At 66.0% G+C, this 20235-nt stretch carries 13 protein-coding genes; 6 read left to right on the top strand and 7 right to left on the bottom strand.

Annotated features, from left to right (window positions below; translation table 11 throughout):
- Positions 1-6: 6 nt before the first annotated feature.
- Positions 7-1536: an OmpA family protein gene (locus tag ACZK2R_RS07990; RefSeq protein WP_180838743.1), complete on the bottom strand. Its 1530-nt coding sequence runs from the start codon at positions 1534-1536 to the stop codon at positions 7-9.
- Between the two features lie 150 nt (positions 1537-1686).
- Between ACZK2R_RS07990 and ACZK2R_RS07985 the strand changes: the two genes are divergently transcribed.
- Positions 1687-4065, top strand: a complete 2379-nt coding sequence (locus tag ACZK2R_RS07985) for a TonB-dependent receptor (RefSeq protein WP_121503741.1) — start codon at positions 1687-1689, stop codon at positions 4063-4065.
- A gap of 8 nt (positions 4066-4073) precedes the next feature.
- Positions 4074-6182, top strand: coding sequence for a phosphocholine-specific phospholipase C (locus tag ACZK2R_RS07980; protein WP_180838744.1), 2109 nt, complete (start codon positions 4074-4076; stop codon positions 6180-6182).
- Between the two features lie 40 nt (positions 6183-6222).
- On the opposite strand, the gene ACZK2R_RS07975 is transcribed toward ACZK2R_RS07980, so the two are convergent.
- From ACZK2R_RS07975 to ACZK2R_RS07955, 5 genes are all read right to left on the bottom strand, one after another.
- The gene (locus ACZK2R_RS07975; RefSeq protein WP_478487931.1) at positions 6223-7185 is read right to left on the bottom strand and encodes an IS110 family transposase; all 963 of its coding nucleotides are present in this window, start codon (positions 7183-7185) and stop codon (positions 6223-6225) included.
- A gap of 313 nt (positions 7186-7498) precedes the next feature.
- Positions 7499-9094: an alkaline phosphatase D family protein gene (locus ACZK2R_RS07970; protein WP_180838523.1), complete on the bottom strand. Its 1596-nt coding sequence runs from the start codon at positions 9092-9094 to the stop codon at positions 7499-7501.
- Between the two features lie 10 nt (positions 9095-9104).
- Entirely contained in the window at positions 9105-12038 is a 2934-nt protein-coding gene (locus tag ACZK2R_RS07965) for a TonB-dependent receptor (protein ID WP_180838524.1), read from the bottom strand.
- A gap of 141 nt (positions 12039-12179) precedes the next feature.
- Positions 12180-13202, bottom strand: coding sequence for a FecR family protein (locus tag ACZK2R_RS07960; protein WP_125895299.1), 1023 nt, complete (start codon positions 13200-13202; stop codon positions 12180-12182).
- Positions 13199-13714, bottom strand: coding sequence for an RNA polymerase sigma factor (locus ACZK2R_RS07955; RefSeq protein WP_180838525.1), 516 nt, complete (start codon positions 13712-13714; stop codon positions 13199-13201). The genes ACZK2R_RS07960 and ACZK2R_RS07955 overlap by 4 nt, the downstream gene beginning before the upstream one ends.
- A gap of 138 nt (positions 13715-13852) precedes the next feature.
- Here ACZK2R_RS07955 and ACZK2R_RS07950 point away from each other — a divergent pair, with 138 nt between their 5' ends.
- Both ACZK2R_RS07950 and aceE read left to right on the top strand, forming a co-directional pair.
- Positions 13853-14152 carry a hypothetical protein gene (locus tag ACZK2R_RS07950; protein WP_032128423.1) on the top strand — a complete coding sequence of 100 codons (300 nt, stop codon included), beginning with the start codon at positions 13853-13855 and terminating at the stop codon, positions 14150-14152.
- Positions 14153-14396: 244 nt separating this feature from the next.
- A complete protein-coding gene (gene aceE, locus ACZK2R_RS07945) occupies positions 14397-17069 on the top strand; it encodes a pyruvate dehydrogenase (acetyl-transferring), homodimeric type (RefSeq protein ID WP_125895298.1) in 2673 nt (890 codons plus the stop codon).
- A 51-nt stretch (positions 17070-17120) separates the two neighbouring features.
- Here the strand turns inward: aceE and ACZK2R_RS07940 are convergent, their stop codons facing one another.
- Positions 17121-17603, bottom strand: coding sequence for a LuxR family transcriptional regulator (locus ACZK2R_RS07940; RefSeq protein WP_125895297.1), 483 nt, complete (start codon positions 17601-17603; stop codon positions 17121-17123).
- A 189-nt stretch (positions 17604-17792) separates the two neighbouring features.
- On the opposite strand from ACZK2R_RS07940, the gene ACZK2R_RS07935 reads away from it, so the two are divergent.
- Both ACZK2R_RS07935 and ACZK2R_RS07930 read left to right on the top strand, forming a co-directional pair.
- Positions 17793-19022: an MFS transporter gene (locus tag ACZK2R_RS07935; protein WP_180838526.1), complete on the top strand. Its 1230-nt coding sequence runs from the start codon at positions 17793-17795 to the stop codon at positions 19020-19022.
- Entirely contained in the window at positions 19019-20176 is a 1158-nt protein-coding gene (locus ACZK2R_RS07930; RefSeq protein ID WP_125895295.1) for an ROK family protein, read from the top strand. Before ACZK2R_RS07935 ends, ACZK2R_RS07930 begins: the two co-directional genes overlap by 4 nt.
- Positions 20177-20235: the final 59 nt, after the last annotated feature.

Below are 20235 nucleotides of genomic sequence, written 5' to 3'. Positions count from 1 at the left end.
CGTGGTTCAGCGCTTGACCAGCTCGACCCGGCGATTGCGCGCTTTGCCTTGCTCGCTGCCATTGTCGGCTACCGGCCTGTCGGCACCGAAGCCGGCCGCCTGCAGGCGGTCGGCGGCGATGCCCTTGGCGGTCAACGCCGCCACCACCGACCGCGCACGATCCTCGGACAAGCTGCGGTTGTGCGCGGCCGCGCCGCTGTTGTCGGTGTGGCCTTCAATCGACAGTTTCAGCGACGGGTCGGCACGCAGCAGGTCCAGCACTTGCGCCAGTTGCGGTTCGGACGTCGACAGGATCTGCGCCTTGTCGGTGGCGAAGTTGACCTGGATCGCCACGCGGCCGTCGCTGTCCAGCTTCTTCTTCAACGCATCGGCCGGCAGCAGCGCCGCGGTCTGGGTGAAACCCTTGCGCTCGACCACGACCCAGCCAGCGCTGAGGTATTCGAGGCGAGCATGTACCCACACCTGGCGGCCGTCAGCCAGATCGACGCGATAGACAACGGTGTCGTAGTTGTCCCAGCTGTAGCTGGCCGCGTTGCCGTAGGACGACTGCACCTGCTTCGACACACCCTCGGCCGCCTCGTGCGGGATGCGCCCCTCGAACACCTTGGTGCCGTTGACCTGGGCCATCATCGCCTCAAGGTTGCGACGGACTTCATGCATCGAGTATTCGCGCTCGCCCTTGTCGAAATCGGCAGCGAAGGTGCGGCCCTCGACCGGTTCGAAGTGATCTCCGGTCCAGAACGGGAAGGCATCGAAATCACGCTGCTCGGGCGTGTTGCGCTCGCGATAGCCGGCCGGCAGGGACAGGTGCGGGAAACGGTCCGACCACTGCGCGGTGGCCTTGAACGGCACGTCATCCACGACCACCAGACCGGCGCCGTTGCTGTCCACTGCCAGCTGCACCCACACGGTGCGGTTGACCTGGCGCAGCACGTAGACGGTGGTGGGTGCGTCCTGTTCACCGTTCACCACATCGATGAAGCCACCCCCGATCTCGCCTTCCAGTTGCGGGCCGTAGTAGATGTCGCGCAGCAGCTTGCCTTCAAAGACCTTGCGGCCGCCGGCGGCGGTGATCACGCCGTCGAAGTTGCGCTGCACTTCCAGCGCGGAGAACGCCTTGTCGGGGGCCGCCTCACTGTCGGTCACGATGCGTGCCGACCAGCTCGGACCTTCCGCCCAATGCACACCCTCGCCCATCCGGAACGGGAAGCGCGCCCAGGCGCGCGGGTGCGGGGCGTTCTGCGGCGCGTAGCCCTGCGGCAGGCTGAAGAACGGCAGTCCGCCCAGCGCGGTGTCGCTCAGCGGCACGCTGCTGGTGTCGAAAGGCACCAGCGGCACCGGCTTGCCATCGCGGTCGGTGAGTGCGGTGCCGTCGGCGGCGGCCGTTGAACCCGCTGGGGCGGCGGCCGGTGCTGCGGCCTCGTCCGCCGTGGCTGGCGCAGGCGGTGCCACCTCTCCATCCGAGGGCGTCCGGTTGCACCCTGCCAGCAGCACCAGGGCTGCACCTCCCAGCCAGATCTTCGATCGCTTCTGCATCGCCACCACCTCAGGTCCATTGAAGCGCCGAGCATACCCGAAGGCCGTGACCGCCCCCACAGTGCCATCGTTCCTGCGCTGCCACGTCATGCCGATGTCATTGGCGCTGCCGACACTCCGGGGTTTCCTCCCTCTGAAGGTCCGGTTTCGATGCGAACGATTGCGCGTTTTCCCCGTGTCTCGCTGCTGGCCCTGCTGATCGCCCCCGCCCTGGACGCCCTCGCAGAAGCACCGCAGGGCGATACGGGCGAAGCGCGCAGCAGCGATGCGCGTACCCTCGACCAGGTACAGGTGATTGGTCAGGCCACCAGCTACGCGAAGACTTCGGTGCGCGCGGAAACACTGAACCGGCAGACGGTGATGAGCAGCGTCAACGACGCGCTCAACGAAGTGCCCGGCGTGGTGGTCAGCGAGGCCGATGCCACCGGTTCGTCGGTGTGGGGCACGCAGATCAGCATGCGCGGCTTCGTCACCAACCGTGACACCCAGCAGATCGGCACCACCATCGACGGCCTGCCCAATGGCGGCTCGGGCTACGGTGGCGGTTCGCTGGCCAACCGCTACATCGATACCCTGGACCTGGAAACAGTGGAAGTCAGCCAGGGCACCGCCGATATCTCCTCGCGCTCGAACGAAGCCCTCGGCGGCACCCTGAACTTCCTCACCAGCGATCCGCTGCAGGACAGCCGCCTGCGCTTCGTGGTCGGTGCCGGTGACAACGAGGCGCGCAAGTACTACGTGCGCTACGACACCGGCCTGCTCGGCGGCCATACCCGCGCCTGGGTCAGCGCTTCTTCCGCACGTGTGCACGACTGGATCGATGGCAGCGGCAAGACCAGCAATGACCACATCGCCGGCAAGTTCATCACCGAGCTGGATCGCTGGACGCTGACCGGCTACCTGTCCTACAACGATGCCGACGAGCCGGAGTACACCAGCGTCTCGCCGAAGGGCTTCGCCACCAATCCGGACCGCGACAACCTGGTCGGCACCCTCACCGGCATTCCGTACCTGGACCAGAACTACCGTTCCGGCTCGCGTGCGCTGCGCGAGAACACCTTCGGCTACCTGCGCGCGGCCTTCGACGGCGGCAACGGCTTCAAGGCCTCGGTGGCGGCTTACGGGCACCGCATGGAAGGTCGTGGCGACTGGCTGCCCCCCTACCTGGCGCAGGTCAGCGATGATGGTGCCGGTCGCCCGGAATCGGAGTACATCGGTGGAAAGACCGTGTACGGCGGCAGTAACCGCGGCCAGATTTTCTTCGTCAATCCCGATGGCAGCGCCGCGCAGCGCCTGGCCAGCTGCACCCCACGGCTGGGCTTCACCGCCGAGTACGATCCGAACTGCTACGCCGGCAACGTGCTGGGCGCGCAGTCCTACCGCCACACCCACTACGACAACGACCGCATGGGCGTGACCGCCGACGTCGAATGGCGGCAGACCTTCGGTGCCGTCGACAACACGATCCGCGGCGGCCTGTGGGTGGAGAAGCTGGACCGCTCGGCGCGCCGCGACTGGCACCGCCTGCTCAACGTCGGCCAGGACATCGCCTTCGACCACCAGCCTTACTGGGTGCAGTTCGAGGACAAGTACAAGGTTGACGAGCAGATGTACTACGTCGAGGACGTGGCCCGCTTCGGGCCGTTCAGCGCACGCCTGGGCGTGAAGCAGTTCTTCGTCGACCAGTCGCGCCGCCGCGTGATCGGTGCCAGCGAGCACGTCAAATCCGATTCCAAGTCCGATCCGCTGCTGTCCACCGGCTTCACCTGGGCGCCCGGTGTGGAAGGCATGGAGCTGTTCGCTGGCTTCTCGCAGAACTTCGCCGCCATTCCCTCCGGCGTGCTCGGCGAGACCGACCCGCAGCGCTTCCGCAACGTCGAGCCGGAGACCGCCGACAACATCGAAGTCGGCATGCGCATCAGCCGCTGGCCGCTGACCGCGTCGGTCACCCTGTACAACATCAAGTTCGACAACCGCATCGTCTATCTGCCGGCCGGTTTCGTCAGCGGCATCGACTACCTGGGCGAGACCGACGGTGTCTACGAGAACTTCGGTGGCGTGGAAAGCAACGGCCTGGAGGCGGCGTTCGGCTATGGCTGGGACAACGGCTGGCGTCTCAACGCCGCCTATACCTACAACCGCTCCAAGTACCTGGGCAGTGGCGATGCCGCACGTGATACCCAGCTGGGCATCGTCGACGGTGCCAAGGTGATCGGCCAGCCCGAGCAGACCCTGGTGCTGTCGGCCGACTGGCAGGGCGAAAACTGGAACTTCGGCCTGTCCGGTCGCTACCTGGGCACGCGCTACCTCGATGCCGCCAACGTCAACAAGCTGCCCTCGGCCACCGTGTTCAACGCCAATATCGGCTTCGACCTGCAGGGCCTGTCGCCGCGCCTGAAGGGCATGGGTGCCAACCTGGTGGTGAGCAACCTCACCGACAAGCGGTATCTTGCAGGGGTGGACGGCCGCGACAATGCCTTCATCGGCGCCCCGCGCACTGTCGGCATCTCCTTCCGTGTGGACCTGTGAGTGAGCCCGTGACTGATATCGGCCGACGCCGGTTGTTGCAGGCCGGCGTTGCCGCCGGCCTTTCCCCGCTGCTGCCCAGCATCGCCCGGGCCGCAGCGATCGCCCCCGCCGCGCAGACGCGCAGCCTCGAAGACCTGCAGCACATCGTGGTGTTCATGCAGGAGAACCGCTCGTTCGACCACTACTTCGGCACGCTGCCGGGCGTACGGGGGTTCGGCGATCGCTTCGTGGCTCCCGCGCCGGCACTGCAGACCGGCGGCCGCACGCGCAGCCTGTGGCTGCAACCCGATGCCAGCGGCACGCGCGCGATCGCACCGTTCCCGCTGGATACCGCTGCGCACTTCGGCTACATGCGGGTGGAGGGCACACCACACACCTGGCCGGACGCACAGCGCGCCTGGGACCACGGCCGCATGGGGCAATGGCCGAAGGCCAAGCAGAACCACTCGATGGGCTACTTCCAGCGCAGCGACCTGCCCTTCCAGTTCGCGCTGGCCGATGCCTTCACCATCTGCGACGCCTACCACTGCGCGATGCAGGCCGGAACCAACCCGAACCGGGTGTTCCTGTGGACCGGTCACAATGATGCACACGCGCGTGCTGGCGGCCCGGTGATCGCCAACTCACACGACAACTTCCCCGAGCACGGCGGGCATCCGGCGTCGTATCGCTGGACCAGCTATGTCGAACGCCTGCAGAAGGCGGGCGTCTCCTGGCAGATCTACCAGGACATGGCCGACAACTTCACCGACAACCCGCTGGCCGGCTTCGAGGCATTCCGCCAGGCCTACCGCGCTGCGCCGGGGCATGACCCGCAGCTGCGCGCGCGTGGGGTCAGCACGCGCGGGCTGGCACAGCTGCGCCAGGACGTGGTCGACGGGCGCCTGCCGCAGGTCAGCTTCATCATCGCCGACGCGGCCGGCAGCGAGCATCCCGGCCCTTCCAGCCCGGCCCAGGGCGCGGCGTACACCGCTCGCGTGCTGGATGCACTGACCGCCGATCCAGAAGTGTGGAGCCGCACTGCCCTGCTGCTGATGTTCGACGAGAACGACGGCTTCTTCGACCACATGCCGCCACCGGCACCGCCTTCACCTATAAACGGTGGCTGGGCGGGTATGTCTTCGGTCAGTACCGAAGGCGAGTACCACCGCCATCCGGCACCGGGCGACGAGAAGTACGACGCCGCCGAGCTGCGCGGCCGCCCCTATGGGCTGGGTCCGCGCGTGCCGCTGTACGTGATCTCGCCCTGGAGCCGCGGTGGCTGGGTCGATTCGCAGGTGTACGACCACACCTCGGTCATACGGCTGATCGAACGCCGCTTCGGCGTGGCCGCACCGGATATCTCACCCTGGCGCCGTGCGGTCTGCGGAGACCTGAGCAACGCCTTCGACTTCGCCCAGCGCGATACCCGTCCGTTCGTACGCGGCCTGCCCGACGTGAGCGCGGCGGCCGCACGTGCCGCCGCCCTGCCAGGACGCACCGTGCCAGCGTTGCCGGAGGGGCTGGAACCGGCGCAACAGGAACGTGGCGTACGTCCGGCGCGTGCCCTGCCCTATCGGCCGCAGGCATCGATTGCTGCGATCGACGCATCGGGCCTGGATCTGACGTTGTCCTGCGAAGGTGCAGCGGCGGTGCTGCATGTGTACGACCGACTGCGGCTGGGTGCGGTGCCACGCCGCTATACGCTGGTACCGGGCACGCCGCTGCGCGAACGCTGGGCGCTGGATGCACAGGGGCGTTACGACCTGTGGCTGCTTGGCCCGAACGGCTTCCACCGTCACTTCCAGGGTGCTGCCAAAGGGCCCATCGTGCAGGCGTCGGTCGAGCGCGCCGACGGCCAGCTGCGGCTGCACCTGCGCAATCTCAGCGATACCGCACAGCAGCTGCGCGTGCATGCCGGTGCCTATGCCGGGCACATGCCCGAGCAGACGCTGGCACTGCCGGCGCATGCAGAGACTTCGTTGGCGTGGGATGCAACGCCTACCGCCGGCTGGTATGACCTGCAGGTCAACGCCGGTGAGAGTGTGCTGCGCCTGGCGGGCCGCGCCGAGGATGGGCGTCCTGGCACCAGTGACCCGGCGATGGGCAGCGAACCACTGCGCTTCGAGCACGATTGAGCCGCTCCGCCCTTGTAGAGTCGAGATCCTATGTTCGCGGTCAAGCCTGCTGGAAGCAGGCTTGACCCACCTTCAGCATGGCCGGATCGAAGTCCCGGCCGCTCTTGAACACGCCCCAGGCGATCTTGGCTAGTTTCCTTGCCAGAATGTTGAAGACGGCGGTGCTGGGGTGACCGCGTTTTGACAGCTCGTCGTAGAGCGGTTGCCCCTGGCGACACCGCTTGAGCCCCATGGCGGCCATGTAGAGCATCTGGCGCAGCACTGGCGCGCCCTGTTTGGACAGCCGACGCCGTCCCGTTCTGCCGCCAGACTCGTTGGGCCGGGGATCCAGGCCCGTGCAGGCGATCCACGCGTTGGCGTTGGCCAACGGCCAGCGCGTCATGTAGTAAATCAGGTGAGCGGCGACGGCGGGGCCGATACCAGGGATGGTCAACAGGCGCTTGTAGAGCGTGCCATGCTCTCCATCGCGCCCCAAGCGCTGCAGTTCGCTTTCCAGCTCGGACAGCGTCCCAGCCAGAGCGCAGAACAGATCTGACAGCTCCCCGGGGGCACTTTTGCTTACCCCGAAGGATTGCTCCAGGCGCGCGCGTGTCTTTACCAGCGTCTGCCGCTTGCGCAGCAAATCGTGCATCTGCTGCTGCTCATCGGTACGCGGTACGTATTCACGCAGGCGATCGTTCTCCTTCTTCACGTACCGGGCGATCGCTTCGGCGTCCATGGCGTCCGTCTTGCCACGCGAGCCCGTCGCCCGGCCGTAGTGCTTGATCAGACGTGGATTGATCACATAGACAACGTGGCCTGCCTGGCCAGCCATCCGAGCCAACAATTCGTAGTACCGCCCCGTCGCCTCCATGCCAATCCGGCATCGCTGGGGCAAGGTGTTGAGCCACTGGGCTATGCCGGCCCGGGTGTTGGCGATCCTGTCGCCGGCCTTGCGGTCGGCCACTGCCGGTACCAACTCCTTGGAGTCCACGTCCACGCCAATATCGAGAGAATCAGACATTTGTACGGCTCCCAGCTATCTTTAAGGGGCTGGGGTGGTACCGCACCGACGTTAGCTTGCCTACATCGACGATCCCCTTGGGGGCCGTACGATCCTTTATCGACGTTCGTGTGCGGGATGGGGATCGCTCGACTCGTCTGTCGGCTAGTATCCGCAGATGCATGCTTGACGGTCCCTCCACCCTGGCTCCTACATACCGCGTAGGAGCCGGGAGGAACATACAAGCCATGCTCGACTGCTTTTTCCGGTCAATGATCGAAGAACGATCGAAAAGCAGTCGAGCATGGCTCGACTCTACAGTGGTGCTGGCTGATCAGGCCTCCTGCAACCCCGGCCGGCCGTGTTCCACCGCGTAGCGCTTCCAGCTCTGCACCGTTCCGTTCGGCTGCATCACGGTATCCAGCGTCTTCATGTCGCCGATCCACGCATCACGGGTGACATCGCACAGCACATAGCCACGCTTGTCGGTGGTCGCCCTCAGATAAGGGCTGTGCGCGAGCTGATTCCTTGCGTACGCATCCACGCCCTGGCCGTCGGCGCCGGAAGTGATCGAAGTGGCGAGGAACTCACTGGAGACCACGCCCGAATCACGATGGTCCTGCACCAGGTCGCTGGCGTAATGCCGGTGCGCGTCGCCACACGCCGTCACCACGTTGCCGAAGCCCACCTTCTGGATGTGGTCGAGCAGGCGCCGGCGGCTGTCCAGATAACCCGACCACTGGTCATCGGACGACTGCACCACGCCGTCCTTCTCGCGCATGTAGTTGCCCAGTGCCACCTGGTGGGCGATGGTGTGCCAGCGCGGCGCGGCATCGGCCAGGCCATCGAACAGCCAGCGCTCCTGCTTCGCCCCCACAATGCTGCGCTCCGACGATTCCACCTCCTCACGCAGCGCCATGTTCACCTGCTTGCTGCGGTACTGGCGGGTGTCGAGCAGGTGCAGGTCCATCAGCGTGCCGTAGCGTGCACGCCGGTACATCTGCATGTGGCCATCGCGCGGGAATGCCGATCGGCGCAGTGGCATGTTCTCGTAGTAGGCCTGGAACGCCTGTGCGCGGCGCAGCAGGAACACTTCGCTGGGCGTATCGTCCTGGTCTTCGGCGCTGGCCCAGTTGTTGTCCACTTCGTGGTCATCGAAGGTGACGAACCACGGCGCCGACGCATGCGCGGCCTGCAGGTCGGCATCGCTCTTGTACTGGGCGTAGCGGCGACGGTAGTCGTCCAGCGTGTAGGTCTGCGGCCCGACATGATTGCGCAGGTTGGTGAACGGCTGGCCGTTCATTCTCCGCAGGCCCGGCTGGCTTTCGCCTTCGTAGATGTAATCACCGTAGTGGAAAACGAAATCCAGCGATTCCTCGGCAATGCGCCGCCACGCGGTGTAGTGGCCTTCTTCGTAGTGCTGGCAACCGGCCACCGCAAAGCGCACGCGATCCACTGCGGCCGTGGCTGCGGGCAGCGTGCGGGTGCAACCGACCGCACTGGCGTGGCCGCCTACGGTGAAGCGGTACCAGTAAGGCCGTGCGGGCGCCAACCCACCCAGCTCCACGTGCACAGCGTGGCCGAGTTCGGGATGCGCCATCGCCGAACCCTGGCGTACCACCTTGCGCATGCCCTCGTCCGCCGCCAGCTGCCATTCGACCACCATCGGCCGGGTCGGCATGCCACCGCCGAACACCAGCGGCTCGGTCGCCAGCCGTGTCCACAGCACCATGCCATCGGCCGAAGAATCACCCGAGGCCACGCCCAGGGTGAACGGTGTACTGGCGAACCGCGGCGATGCCAGCAGGTTGCGCGGGTTCAGCGCGGTGGAATCGGTCTGCGCGGCCAGCGCCCGTGCCGTGCCCATCCAGGCGCCGGCGGCGGACAGACCGGCCAGGGCCAGGAATCGCCTGCGATTGATCGTATCCACGGATGCGCCCTCAGTTGTAGATGATGTGGAAGTAGAAGAAGCGGCCGTAGTCGTCGATCTCGGTGCGGAAGCGACCATTGGGACCAGTGCTGTAGGTCGGCTGCGTGTTGAACAGGTTCTTGGCCTCGTACTTCAGCGTCACGTGCTTGCTGACCTTGTGGCTGAAGGCCAAGTTGAAGGTCATGTATGGGTCGTAGTACGAGTCCAGCCACTGGGTATCACCGAAGTCGACCAGCATCCGGCTGCGGTAGGTACCGGACAGGCGCAGCTGTGCGCTCTTCCACGGCATGCGCCAGATCACCGACCCATTGAGCGACCAGTCCGGCTGGTACAGCAGGCGGTCCAGGCGGCGTTCGGTGCCATCACTGATGCGGTAGTTGGTCTGGCCTTCCAGCCGCGTGGCGTTGAAGTACATGTCGAAGCGCTGACGGCCCCACTGCAGGTTGCGATTGGCGACCGCGAACTCGACGCCGCGCAGCCTGGACTCATCGGTGTTCATCGGCTGGGTGACCCGGTAGCGCGTGTCACCCACGTTCTCGAAGGTGGTCAGGGTGTAGATGTCGTCCTTGATCACCTTGTCGAACAGTGCCACCGAGACCAGGCCGTTGTTGCCGTTGAAGTACAGGTCCCACGCCAGGTCGATGTTGGTGGAACGGCGCGGCTGCAGGTTGGCGTTGCCCTGCTTGATGGTGCAGAAGCCCCTGCCCTCCTCGTCATCACCACAGCTGGTGCTGGTGGCCTGGGCGATGTTGCTGGGTGTCGGCCGGCCCAGCGTTCGGCTGGCGGAGAAGCGCAGGCGCTGGTCCTCGCTCAACTTGAACGTCGCATTCAATGAAGGCAGCAGGTTGTTGTAGCCACCGCTCGTATTGCGGAAGGCAGAGGTATACGTAGTGCCGCCATCATCGCTGAATGGGCTGTAGGCATCGAAGCGGGTGTGGTCGTAGCGCAGGCCGCCGATCAGCAGCAGTCGGTCCCAGGCGTAGTGTGCGGACACGTAGGCATTGGTGATGTCCTCCACGTACTTGTAGTCGCTGGTGAAGTTGGCATTTGGATACGCCGCATTGTTGTTGCCCAGTTTCGGCAGCAGTTCCTCGTTCCACTTGCGGTTGTCGATCAGCGGGAAGCCCGGCACGCTGCCCAGCAGCGTCGAACCCGGATACAGGTAATCGTTGAGCGTGGCACTGCTCTTGAAGTAGTCGAAGTCGATGTCCTGCCAGATCTTCAGATGGCGGTATTCGGCGCCGGCGGCCAGGCCGAAGCCACGCGCATCGGCGTCGATGTTGTAGCTGAAGTCGGCACGCAGGTTGTCGATGCTCTCCTTGGCGTCGCGCGGCGAGACATAGGCCTGTGCCGGGTTGAGTTTGAACGCCGAGCTGGTCAGCAGGCTGGAATCGGAAACCGCCACTGCGTTCGGGAAGCCGTGGCTGTCGTTCTCGTAGTCGACGAACAGGTTGCTTGGGTAGGCGCGCACACCCCAGTAGACCTGGTTGTTGTGGAAGGTCTCTTCGGTGTGGCCACCGCGCAGGGTCAGCCGCGAGCGATCACCGATATCCCAGTTGAAGCTGGCGATGGCGCCACGGTTGCTGCGGTCCCAGCGGTCGTGGCGGTTCTTGATGTAGATGCTGTTGATCTGGGTGGTGCCACTGTCTTCGGTCTGGTTGCGGATCGGAAACTTGGCGTTGCCGTACAGATCGGTCTTGTTCATCGTCGAGTTCTCGTAGAACCGGTACGAGTACAGCAGCAACGATGCGTAGAAAGGATCGTCGGATGGCTTCCATTCCAGCTTGGCCGAGCCACCGAAGTTGGTGATGAAGTTGGTGTAGGTGCCGGTGCTGAAGTTGCCCGGCGCACGCAGTCCGTTCCAGCCCTTGGCCTCGTCCGGCCCGGTGGTGCCGTCGGTGAGGTACTTGCCGGCGTCGTTGTAGTAGTAGTTCGACTCCACCCAGCGCTTGACGCTGTTGCGCGAACGCTGCTCATAGCGCGCTACCGCAACAAGGCCGAATTCCTGGTCGGCACCGAACTGGTTGGAGAACACCATCTTGGCGCTCTTGCCGAAATGCCCCAGGGTCTCGTGGTTGCCACCGGCACTGCGCTCGACATTGGTCTCGGCCGTGGAGTAGATACCAGCCACATCGGCGAACACGTACCTGCCGGACCGGTCGAAGGCACTGCGGCTGATGATGTCGATCACGCCGCCGATCGCATCCGGCGCCTGCTCTGCGCTTAAGCTCTTGTAGATGTCGGTGCGGGTGCCGATGTCGCTGGGAATCAGCTGCAGGTTGTTCATGCGCTCACCCGAGCCACTGCCACCCACGCTGGCAATCGCGATGCCGTCGATGGTGGTGTAGTTGAGGTTGGCCTGCACGCCACGCACCGTCACGTAACGGGGCTCACCGGCATCCTCCACGGCACTCAGGCCCGGCGCGGCCATCAGGCTCTCGGCCAGTGTCTCGTCGCCGTAGCTGTCCATCTCGTCGTAGACCACCGAATCCTTGATCACCGGCGAGGTCTTCTTCTGGTCGATCACCTCATGCGCAGCAATCACCTTCACCGTGCCCAGGGTCGGCGCCACCACCGCTTCGGCCTCGCGCGGCTTCGGCGCGGCCGGCTTCGGATCGTTGTGTGCCGGCGCAGGATCAATGGCGATGACGTTGCCATCCACCACGGTGTAGCCCAGGCCGGTCCCTGCCAGCAGCGCGTCCAGCGCCTGCTTGACGGTGGCACCGCGCGGCACCGCCCCGGCCATGTGCACTTCACCACTGCCCGAATACAGGAACTGCACGCCGGAACTGCGCGACAACTGCTCCAGCGCGCGCGCCAGCGGCTGCGCCGCGATCGGCGCCGAAACGCGGGCCTCGAGGCCATCGGCAGTGGCCGCAGCCGCCAGCGGCACGCTGCAGGGAGACAGGGCGAGGATGATCGACAGGTAGAGCGTGTTGCGCATCACGGGTCCTTGGAAGAGAGAAGGCAGCAGGTGCCGCTGCGTGACTCGGCAGCGGCTTCTCCCAAGTAAGAGCCCGCATCCACCGAAGTGGAGAACGCGGATTTGATGAATTTTTTCTGACAACCCACGGCCATGTCGACCTCAGCGACTGCCAACCCGCACGGTGTCGCCTTCGCGCCGCACCACGAAGCGCGGGTCGCGCTCGAGGAAGGCCTGCAGCGCACCGATGCGATGCGCGTCCAGGCTGCCGGACAACCGCGCCGACGCCGCACCTTCATCCAGCACCCGCACCTGCACCTGGTTGTGGCGGTTGAAAGCGGCGGCCACCTCATCCAGCCGCTCGTCCAGGAAAGAGACCTTGCGTTGCTGCCAGTCCAGCAGCATCGACAACGGCACATCCAACGACTCGACCGCATGGCTGCGCGCGTCGACCTGCACCACCTGGCCTTTACCCAGTTGTGCAAGACGCCGCGCATCCGCACCGTGGCTCCACACTTCCACCTCGCCGGAAACCACTCCGATGCGGGTGCCCTGCAGCCTTCGCGACACGTCGAACACCGTGCCGATATCGCGGATCTGCAGTCCGTTCACCTGCACCTCGAACGGCCGTCGGTCCTGGGCGATGTCGAACGTGGCCTCGCCCTGCAGCAGCTCCACCCTGCGGCTGAACCCGCCCATGCGCACCCGCAGGCGGCTGTCCGCGTTGAGCCGCACCTGGGTCTGGTCGGGCAGCACCAGGTCGCGAATTTCTCCATGTCCGGCGCTGTAAAGCTGCTCGGTAGGCATCAGCTGCGGTACCAGGCCCACGCCGAGCAGGGCGATACAGGCTGCGGCAGCCGCCACCCACCAACGCGTGCGACGGCTGTGCGGCGCACTGCGCAGCGGGGCCTGTGCGTGTCCGAACAGCGGCACGACCTTGTCAGCGGCCTGCTGTGGCGGCACCGAGGCCTCTTCAGCCAATGCCGATTGCAGCGCCTCACCAACCTGCCGGTGCAGTGCGAGCGCGTGCATATAGGCGCGCACATGCTCCGGCGAGCGCTTCATCCAGTCCAGCAACGCAACCCGCTCGGCTTCGCCCAGCACGCCCTCGCGATTGCGCTGGAACCAGTCCATGGCCTCGCTGGCGATCACGTCGTCGGCCGCACCCGATGGATTCCGTTTCATGTGAGCTCCCTGGCGCCCAGCGCCTTCCTGCAGGCGTCCAGCCCCTTGCCGATATGCTTGCGCACCATGTGCACCGAGACCTGCAGCTGCTGGCTGATTGCCGGGCAGTCCAGCCCGTCGCGATAATGCAGCTCCATCACCCGCCGCGTGGTCGCCGGCAGCCGTGCGATGGTGCTGCGGGTATCGCTCCAGCGCTGCGCGCGCTCGAATTCGCCTTCGATGTCTTCTTCGCTCTTCAACACTTCGGCCAGGAGGTCGACGTCCTCCAGCGGCGGCAGCGACGAACGCGCGCGCGCGTGCTCCCGTGCAAGATTGGCGGCCACGGTGAACAGGTAGGCTTCCGGGTTCTCGACCGCGTCGGCATGCTCACCGGTGCTGCGCAGCAGCCGCAGGTAAACCTCCTGCGCCAGATCCTCGGCATCTTCACTGGCAGAACCCCGGCGCAGGAAGAAGCCGCGCAGCAGCCGCCGCCGCAGCGCATAGCTCTTCTCCCAGATCCTCACGCTGTTCACGGCCGGCCAACCACCCCAAGGCTGGAAAGCCCCGCAGGGTGACGGCCATCGATGACAGTGGCGTTTCAACTGCCGGCAGGCAGCCGCTAGAATGCCGCCCTTGCAGTTTCCGGCAGCCGGCACAAGGAGTGCCCCGCAATGAACGCCCGCACCGCCATCAACACCCTCAGCAGCCTGCTGTTCCTGCTGCTGGTCGCCCACACCACCGCCTACCAGCAGCAGATGTGGCCGCCCAGCCGTGTCGTCCACGTGCATCCGGTGGTCGTCGCCCTCGCCTACGCGCTGGGCCTGCTCACCCTGCTGCTGTGGATCGGAGGACGCCGCTTGCCGGAACGCTGCCAGCAGCTCTCAGGCTGGCTGCCGATCGTGGCCTGGTGCCTGCTGGGGGTTGGTGTGGCGGTCATCCCGATGTTCTTCCCGGGCCTGTCCCCGGCCTGATCAGCGGCCGCACCCGGCGCGCCCGGCCATGATACGGCGCCCCGTGCCAACCCTTGCTTGCCAGAGACCCAAGCCCTGCCCGCCTATCGAAGCCGGGGGGCCGGGCCTACGCTTGTCTTCTCGGCGGCCGCCACGGTCGCCCTTCGCGTCACGGCCCCGCCGTTGCGACCCCGCTCCAGTGCTGTGCGCCCTGCCGGTGTTGTCGCCCAGGCAGAAGTCCGACCGGCGCCCTCTGGAGACAGTCATGAACCAAGCGCTCATTCCCTTCGACACCGATCCGCTGGAAACCCGCGAGTGGCGTGAATCACTGGAAGCGGTGATGCAGACCGGTGGCCGGCCGCGCGCGCACTACCTGATCGACCAGCTCAGCGAGCTGGATGCACAGCAGCACGGCGACCTGCATACCCGTGCCTGGACCGCCTACGTCAACACCATCCCGCCCGAGCGCCAGCCGGCCTACCCGGGTGACCTGGCCATCGAGCGCCGCCTGAACGCGATGATCCGCTGGAACGCGATGGTGATGGTGCTGCGTGCCGGCAAGCATTCCAACGTCGGTGGCCACATCGCCACCTACCAGTCGGCGGCAGTACTGTACGACGTGGGCTTCGATCATTTCTTCCGTGGCCGTACCGACACCTTCGACGGCGACATGATCTACATCCAGGGCCACTCCGCGCCGGGCATCTATGGCCGCGCGTACGTGGAAGGCCGCATCGATCCGGCGCGCATGGACAACTTCCGCCGTGAAGCCGGGCGCGAAGGCCTGTCCTCGTATCCACACCCGCGATTGATGCCGGAGTTCTGGCAGTTCCCCACCGTGTCGATGGGGCTGGGCCCGCTGACCGCCGCCTACCAGGCGCGCTACATGCGTTACCTCGAGTATCGCGGCCTGAAAGAACACCAGGGCCGCAAGGTCTGGGCCTTCCTCGGCGACGGCGAGATGGATCAGCCCGAATCGCTGGCGGCAATTTCCCTGGCCGGTCGCGAGCGGCTGGACAACATCGTGTTCGTGGTCAACTGCAACCTGCAGCGCCTGGACGGTCCGGTGCGCGGCAACGCCAAGGTCATCCAGGAACTGGAAGGCACCTTCCGCGCGGCCGGCTGGAACGTGATCAAGCTGATCTGGGGCAGCGGCTGGGACGACCTGCTCGCCCGCGACCACAGCGGCCTGCTGCGCCAGCGCATGATGGAATGCGTGGACGGCGACTACCAGACCTTCAAGTCGCAGAACGGTGCCTACGTGCGCGAGCATTTCTTCGGCCGCTACCCCGAGCTGCTGGAGCTGGTCGCGCACATGAGCGACGACGACATCTGGGCGCTGGCACGTGGTGGCCATGATCCGCAGAAGGTGTTCGCCGCCTACCAGCAGGCGGTGAACACCAGCGGCCGGCCGACGGTGATCCTGGCCAAGACGGTCAAGGGTTTCGGCATGGGTGAAGCCGGTGAAGGCCAGAACATCAACCACCAGCTGAAGAAAATGAGCGCCGACGCGGTGCGCGCCTTCCGTGACCGCTTCAACCTGCCGGTCAGCGACGAACAGCTGGAAGAGATGCCCTATCTGCGCCCGGAACCGGGCAGCGCCGAAGCCATCTACTTCGCCGAGCGCCGCCGCATCCAGGGCGGGCAACTACCCGCGCGCCTGGCCAAGGTCGATCCGCTGCCGCTGCCGCCGCTGTCGATCTTCAACACCCAGCTGCAGGGCAGCGGCGATCGCGGACAGTCCACCACCATGGGCTTCGTGCGCATTCTCACCAGCCTGCTGAAGGACCCGGAACTGGGCAAGCTGGTGATTCCGATCGTGCCCGATGAATCGCGCACCTTCGGCATGGAAGGCCTGTTCCGCCAGATCGGCATCCACTCCTACCTGGGCCAGCTGTATACCCCGCAGGATGCCGGCCAGCTGAGCTATTACAAGGAAGCCAAGGACGGCCAGATCCTGCAGGAAGGCATCAACGAATCCGGCGCGATCTGCTCGTGGATCGCCGCCGGCACCGCCTACAGCAACCACGGCCTGGCGACGATCCCGTTCTACATCTTCTACTCGATGTTCGGCCTGCAGCGCGTCGGTGACCTGGCCTGGGCCGCCGCCGATGCGCGCACCCGTGGATTCCTGCTGGGTGCCACCTCCGGCCGCACCACGCTGATGGGCGAAGGCCTGCAGCATGACGACGGCCACAGCCACGTGCTGTCGTCGGTCATCCCGAGCTGCGTATCCTACGACCCGACCTACAACTACGAGCTGGCGGTGATCATCCACGACGGCCTGCGCCGCATGTACGTCGAGCAGGAAGACATCTACTACTACATCACCGTACTCAACGAGAACTATCCGCAGCCGGCGCTGCCCGAGGGCGCCGAGGCCGGCATCCTGAAGGGCCTGTACCTGCTGCACCCGGCGGCCGCCGACAGCGACTCGCAGCCACGCGTGCAGCTGATGGGCAGCGGTTCGATCCTGCGCGAAGTGGAAGCCGCGGCAGAACTGCTGCAGCAGGACTTCGGCATCGCCAGCGATGTGTGGAGCGCGACCAGCCTGACCGAACTGCGCCGCGATGGCCTGGCCGCCGAGCGCTGGAACCTGCTGCATCCGGCCGAGGAGCCCCGCGTGCCCTACCTGCAGCAGTGCCTGCGGGGCCATGAAGGCCCGGTGGTGGTGGCCACCGACTACATGAAGATCGTCGGCGACCAGATCCGTCCCTTCATCAACGACCGCCGCTTCACCGCACTCGGTACCGATGGCTTCGGCCGCTCCGACACGCGTGAGTCGCTGCGCACGTTCTTCGAAGTGGATCGCCACTTCATCGTGCTGGCCGCCCTGAAGTCGCTGGCCGACGAAGGCCGCATCGAGCGCGCGCGGATGCAGGACGCCATCGACAAGTACGGCATCGACACCGGCAAGCGCGACCCGGCCGCGGTGTAAGGCTGCAGCATTCACCACGCCCGTTCTGCGGGCGTGGTGCCGGTGGCAACGCTAGGGCATCCGCTTGAACAGATTGGTCTGCAGGATCGGCGTACCATCGTGGCTGTAGAACGCCTTGGTCTCGGTCATCGTCGAGCGGTCAGCCGCCACAGTATAGATACGGGTGGAGGCCGGCGTGCCGTGGTCCACCAGCTGCATCACCAGGGTGTTCGGCGCCGGCAGTTTCAGGTTGGCCTTGTCCGCGCCATAGGTGCCGGACAGGGCGCCCGGCGTACCATCCAGCGCCAGCGTGCCGTCGGATTTCATGGTCTTGCCATCGTGCAGGACGATGTCCACATGTGAACTCCAACGCCCCGCACCGGCGTCCTTGAACTCCAGCACCACCTGCTTCGGGCGCTGCGCCTCGGGCAACGCAGACGTAGCGATATCCAGCGACCAGCGCCCCAACAGCGGTGAAGGAGACGCCTCCACTGCCAGCGCCGGAACGGCGGGGAATGAAAGCGCAGACAACAACACAGCGGACAACAGCTTCATACGTTGCTCCATTCGGCGAAGAAGGCTCTGCGTGAGGCGTTGTGGCGCGCAGCACGGTCAATGCTGCTCGCCCACGGCGTGCGCTGCAAGCCACTCGCTGAATGGCCGACCTCGCACCATGTCAGACCGCTGTCACACAGGGGTAGTAGAACGATCCCGGATCTCCGGCCTCCTCCCCCAAAAACAGCGTTGAACGCGCAGCCATCGCTGCGGCAGCTCTATGCCGCCGGCCACTTCGCCCGCACTCTGGTCTGGTCGTTCGTGGACCTGTCACTCGGCTACTACCTGCACGCGCGGCTGGGGCTGTCGGCTGCCCACACCGGCCAACTGCTGGCGATCTCCCTGGCCTACAGCAGCGTGCTCGACCTGCTGCTGGCCGCCGTGTTCACCCGCCTGCACGACCAGCGTCGCCTCGCCTTGCGCCTGCAGTTGATCGGCGGGCTCGGCACCGCCGCCAGCGCCTGCCTGCTGTTCAGCCCCAGCACCGCGACCGAGCCCGCCTTCCTGCCGCTGCTGGCCGCCTCGCTCTTGTTCCGTACCTGCTACGCGGTTTACGACGTGGCCCAGAATGCATTGACTTCGCTGTTGCCCCGCGACGAGAACGAGGCCATGCGCTACGTTTCCGCTCGCGCGGTAGTGGTACCGATCTCCAAGCTGTGCATCGCTGCAGCACTGTTCGGCGTGGTCGGTGCACCTGCATCCGCAGGCAGTGGCAGCGCGCTGCTGATCTGCATGATCATCGGCATCCTGATCGCGGCCGCCGCGCTTCCCCTGGCCTGCGTCGCCACGCCCGCACAGCCCGCCACAACCAGCAGGCCCGTTGCCGGCGCCCTGCCGCTGCCGGCACTGCTGCCGGTTCTGCTGGCCGCGGCGGCGGAGACCGCGTTGGTTGGCCTGGCCGGGCGTCTGTTCCCCTTCGCCGAACATGGGGCAGCACTGACCTTCGCGATGGTGGCTGGCATGGTGGTCGCGCCTTGGCTCGATCTGCGCCTGCGCCCCCCGCTGTGCAGCGAGACAGGCCTGATCGCGCTGATGTCGGTGCTGGTCATCGCTGCCGTCTGCGTTTACCAGGCCAAGCCCTCCCTGCCTGTAGCGATTGCGTGTGCCGCTGTCCATGGGGCGGCGGTAGCCAGTGTCGGCCTGGTGCTGTGGCGGCGCACCGCGCTGATCGCCCGTCGCCATGCCGCCCGCAGCGGGCGCGAGGATGACCTTAGCTGTTTTGCGCTGCTCACTGGAACCATGAAACTGTCCATTGCCGCCTCCTCATTGCTGCTGGGCCAGCTGCTGCCCGGCATACAGGCCGGTGATCCGGGCACCTCTGCCGCACTGGTCTCGCTGGTTGCCGTCGGCAGTCTGCTGTCGCTGGCCGCATTGGCCTGGCCGGTCGCGCTGCCACGTACCGAGGGCCTGCACCCATGAACCTGGCTCCCACATCGCGGTTGCGCCGCAAACCGCTGATCGCGCTGGATGCCGACCACAAGCGCATCATCTGGCTGTTGCGCACGATGGGCGCCGTTCCCCGCATCACCATTGCCCACCAGCTGGGCATGCACAACGGCGCGTTGACCCGCCTGGCGCGTGAACTGCTGATGCTGGAGGTGATCGAGGAACAGGGGCAACTGTCCGATGGCCAGCGCGGCCGACCCTCGGTGCCACTGGCGCTGTCCGGGCGGGGCGGCTATGCCGCCGGTGCCACGGTACATCCCGGTTGGCTGGAGATCGCGCTGGTGGATTTTGCCGGCCAGGTCATCGCCCGCGATGCAACCGCATTCGACAGCGCAGATCCCTACGACTTCGTGCACGCAGTGGACCAGCGCCTGCGCAGCCTTACCAGCCGCACCGGGCTCATGCGCGCGCGCTTCCTGGGCCTCGGCGTGGCGGTTCCCGGGCCCGTGGTCGAAACCGGGCCGGCACGCAGGCACGCGGTGGACTGGCTGCACGGTTGGCGCGATATCGACAACGACCAGTTCTTCGAAGACTACTTCGGTTTCCCGGTCTGGGTGGAGAACGATGCGACCCTGGCGGCGCTGGCGGAGTACTACGACAGCGGACTGATCCGCGACTGCGCGTCGGCGCTGTTGCTGTATGTCGGCCACGGCGTGGGCGGTGGCGTGATCCATCGACGTGATGTGATGCGCGGTGAGTTCGGCAATGCCGGGGATATCGGTCGCCTGTTCCGCATGGACGCGCCGCGCCCCTCGGGCATCGACCTGCTGGCCACGCTGCGCGACGCCGGCGCCGGCATTCCTTCACTGTTCGAACTGGAGTCCTGCCTGGAAACCCATGCCGGCATCATCAATGCCTGGGCAGAACGTGCGGGCAACCAGCTGGGCGTGGCGGCCAATACCGGTGTGGCATGGCTCGATCCTGGCGCCGTGATCCTGTCCGGCTCACTGCCGAGGCAGGTGCTGGAAGTGTTGGGGCAACACCTGCAGCAACCGGCACGCTGGAGCAGTGCGCTGGACAGCCTGCGCCTGCCACAGGTGCATGTGTCACGGCTGGGAGGATCCGCGGTATCGGTGGGCGCGGCGCTGCTGCCGATCCATCAGCTGGGCGCCGACGCCATCGCTTAATTGTTTATTTCCGCTGAAGTAAACAATTCCGTCATCGCCCGGACCTACCGTGCAGCGGT

It is taken from the genome of Stenotrophomonas sp. 96582_Sma (genome assembly GCF_056480905.1).
The sequence above is the reverse complement of the archived record's forward strand: the minus strand, read 5'-3'. Positions and strand labels throughout refer to the sequence as shown.

Coding starts and splice junctions, on each gene's coding strand:
- ACZK2R_RS07940 (WP_125895297.1), bottom strand. CDS start 17,603: ATGAAGCTGTTGTCCGCTGTGTTGTTGTCTGCGCTTTCATTCCCCGCC.
- ACZK2R_RS07930 (WP_125895295.1), top strand. CDS start 19,019: ATGAACCTGGCTCCCACATCGCGGTTGCGCCGCAAACCGCTGATCGCG.
- ACZK2R_RS07975 (WP_478487931.1), bottom strand. CDS start 7,185: ATGTCTGATTCTCTCGATATTGGCGTGGACGTGGACTCCAAGGAGTTG.
- ACZK2R_RS07960 (WP_125895299.1), bottom strand. CDS start 13,202: ATGAAACGGAATCCATCGGGTGCGGCCGACGACGTGATCGCCAGCGAG.
- ACZK2R_RS07950 (WP_032128423.1), top strand. CDS start 13,853: ATGAACGCCCGCACCGCCATCAACACCCTCAGCAGCCTGCTGTTCCTG.
- ACZK2R_RS07965 (WP_180838524.1), bottom strand. CDS start 12,038: ATGCGCAACACGCTCTACCTGTCGATCATCCTCGCCCTGTCTCCCTGC.
- aceE (WP_125895298.1), top strand. CDS start 14,397: ATGAACCAAGCGCTCATTCCCTTCGACACCGATCCGCTGGAAACCCGC.
- ACZK2R_RS07985 (WP_121503741.1), top strand. CDS start 1,687: ATGCGAACGATTGCGCGTTTTCCCCGTGTCTCGCTGCTGGCCCTGCTG.
- ACZK2R_RS07990 (WP_180838743.1), bottom strand. CDS start 1,536: ATGCAGAAGCGATCGAAGATCTGGCTGGGAGGTGCAGCCCTGGTGCTG.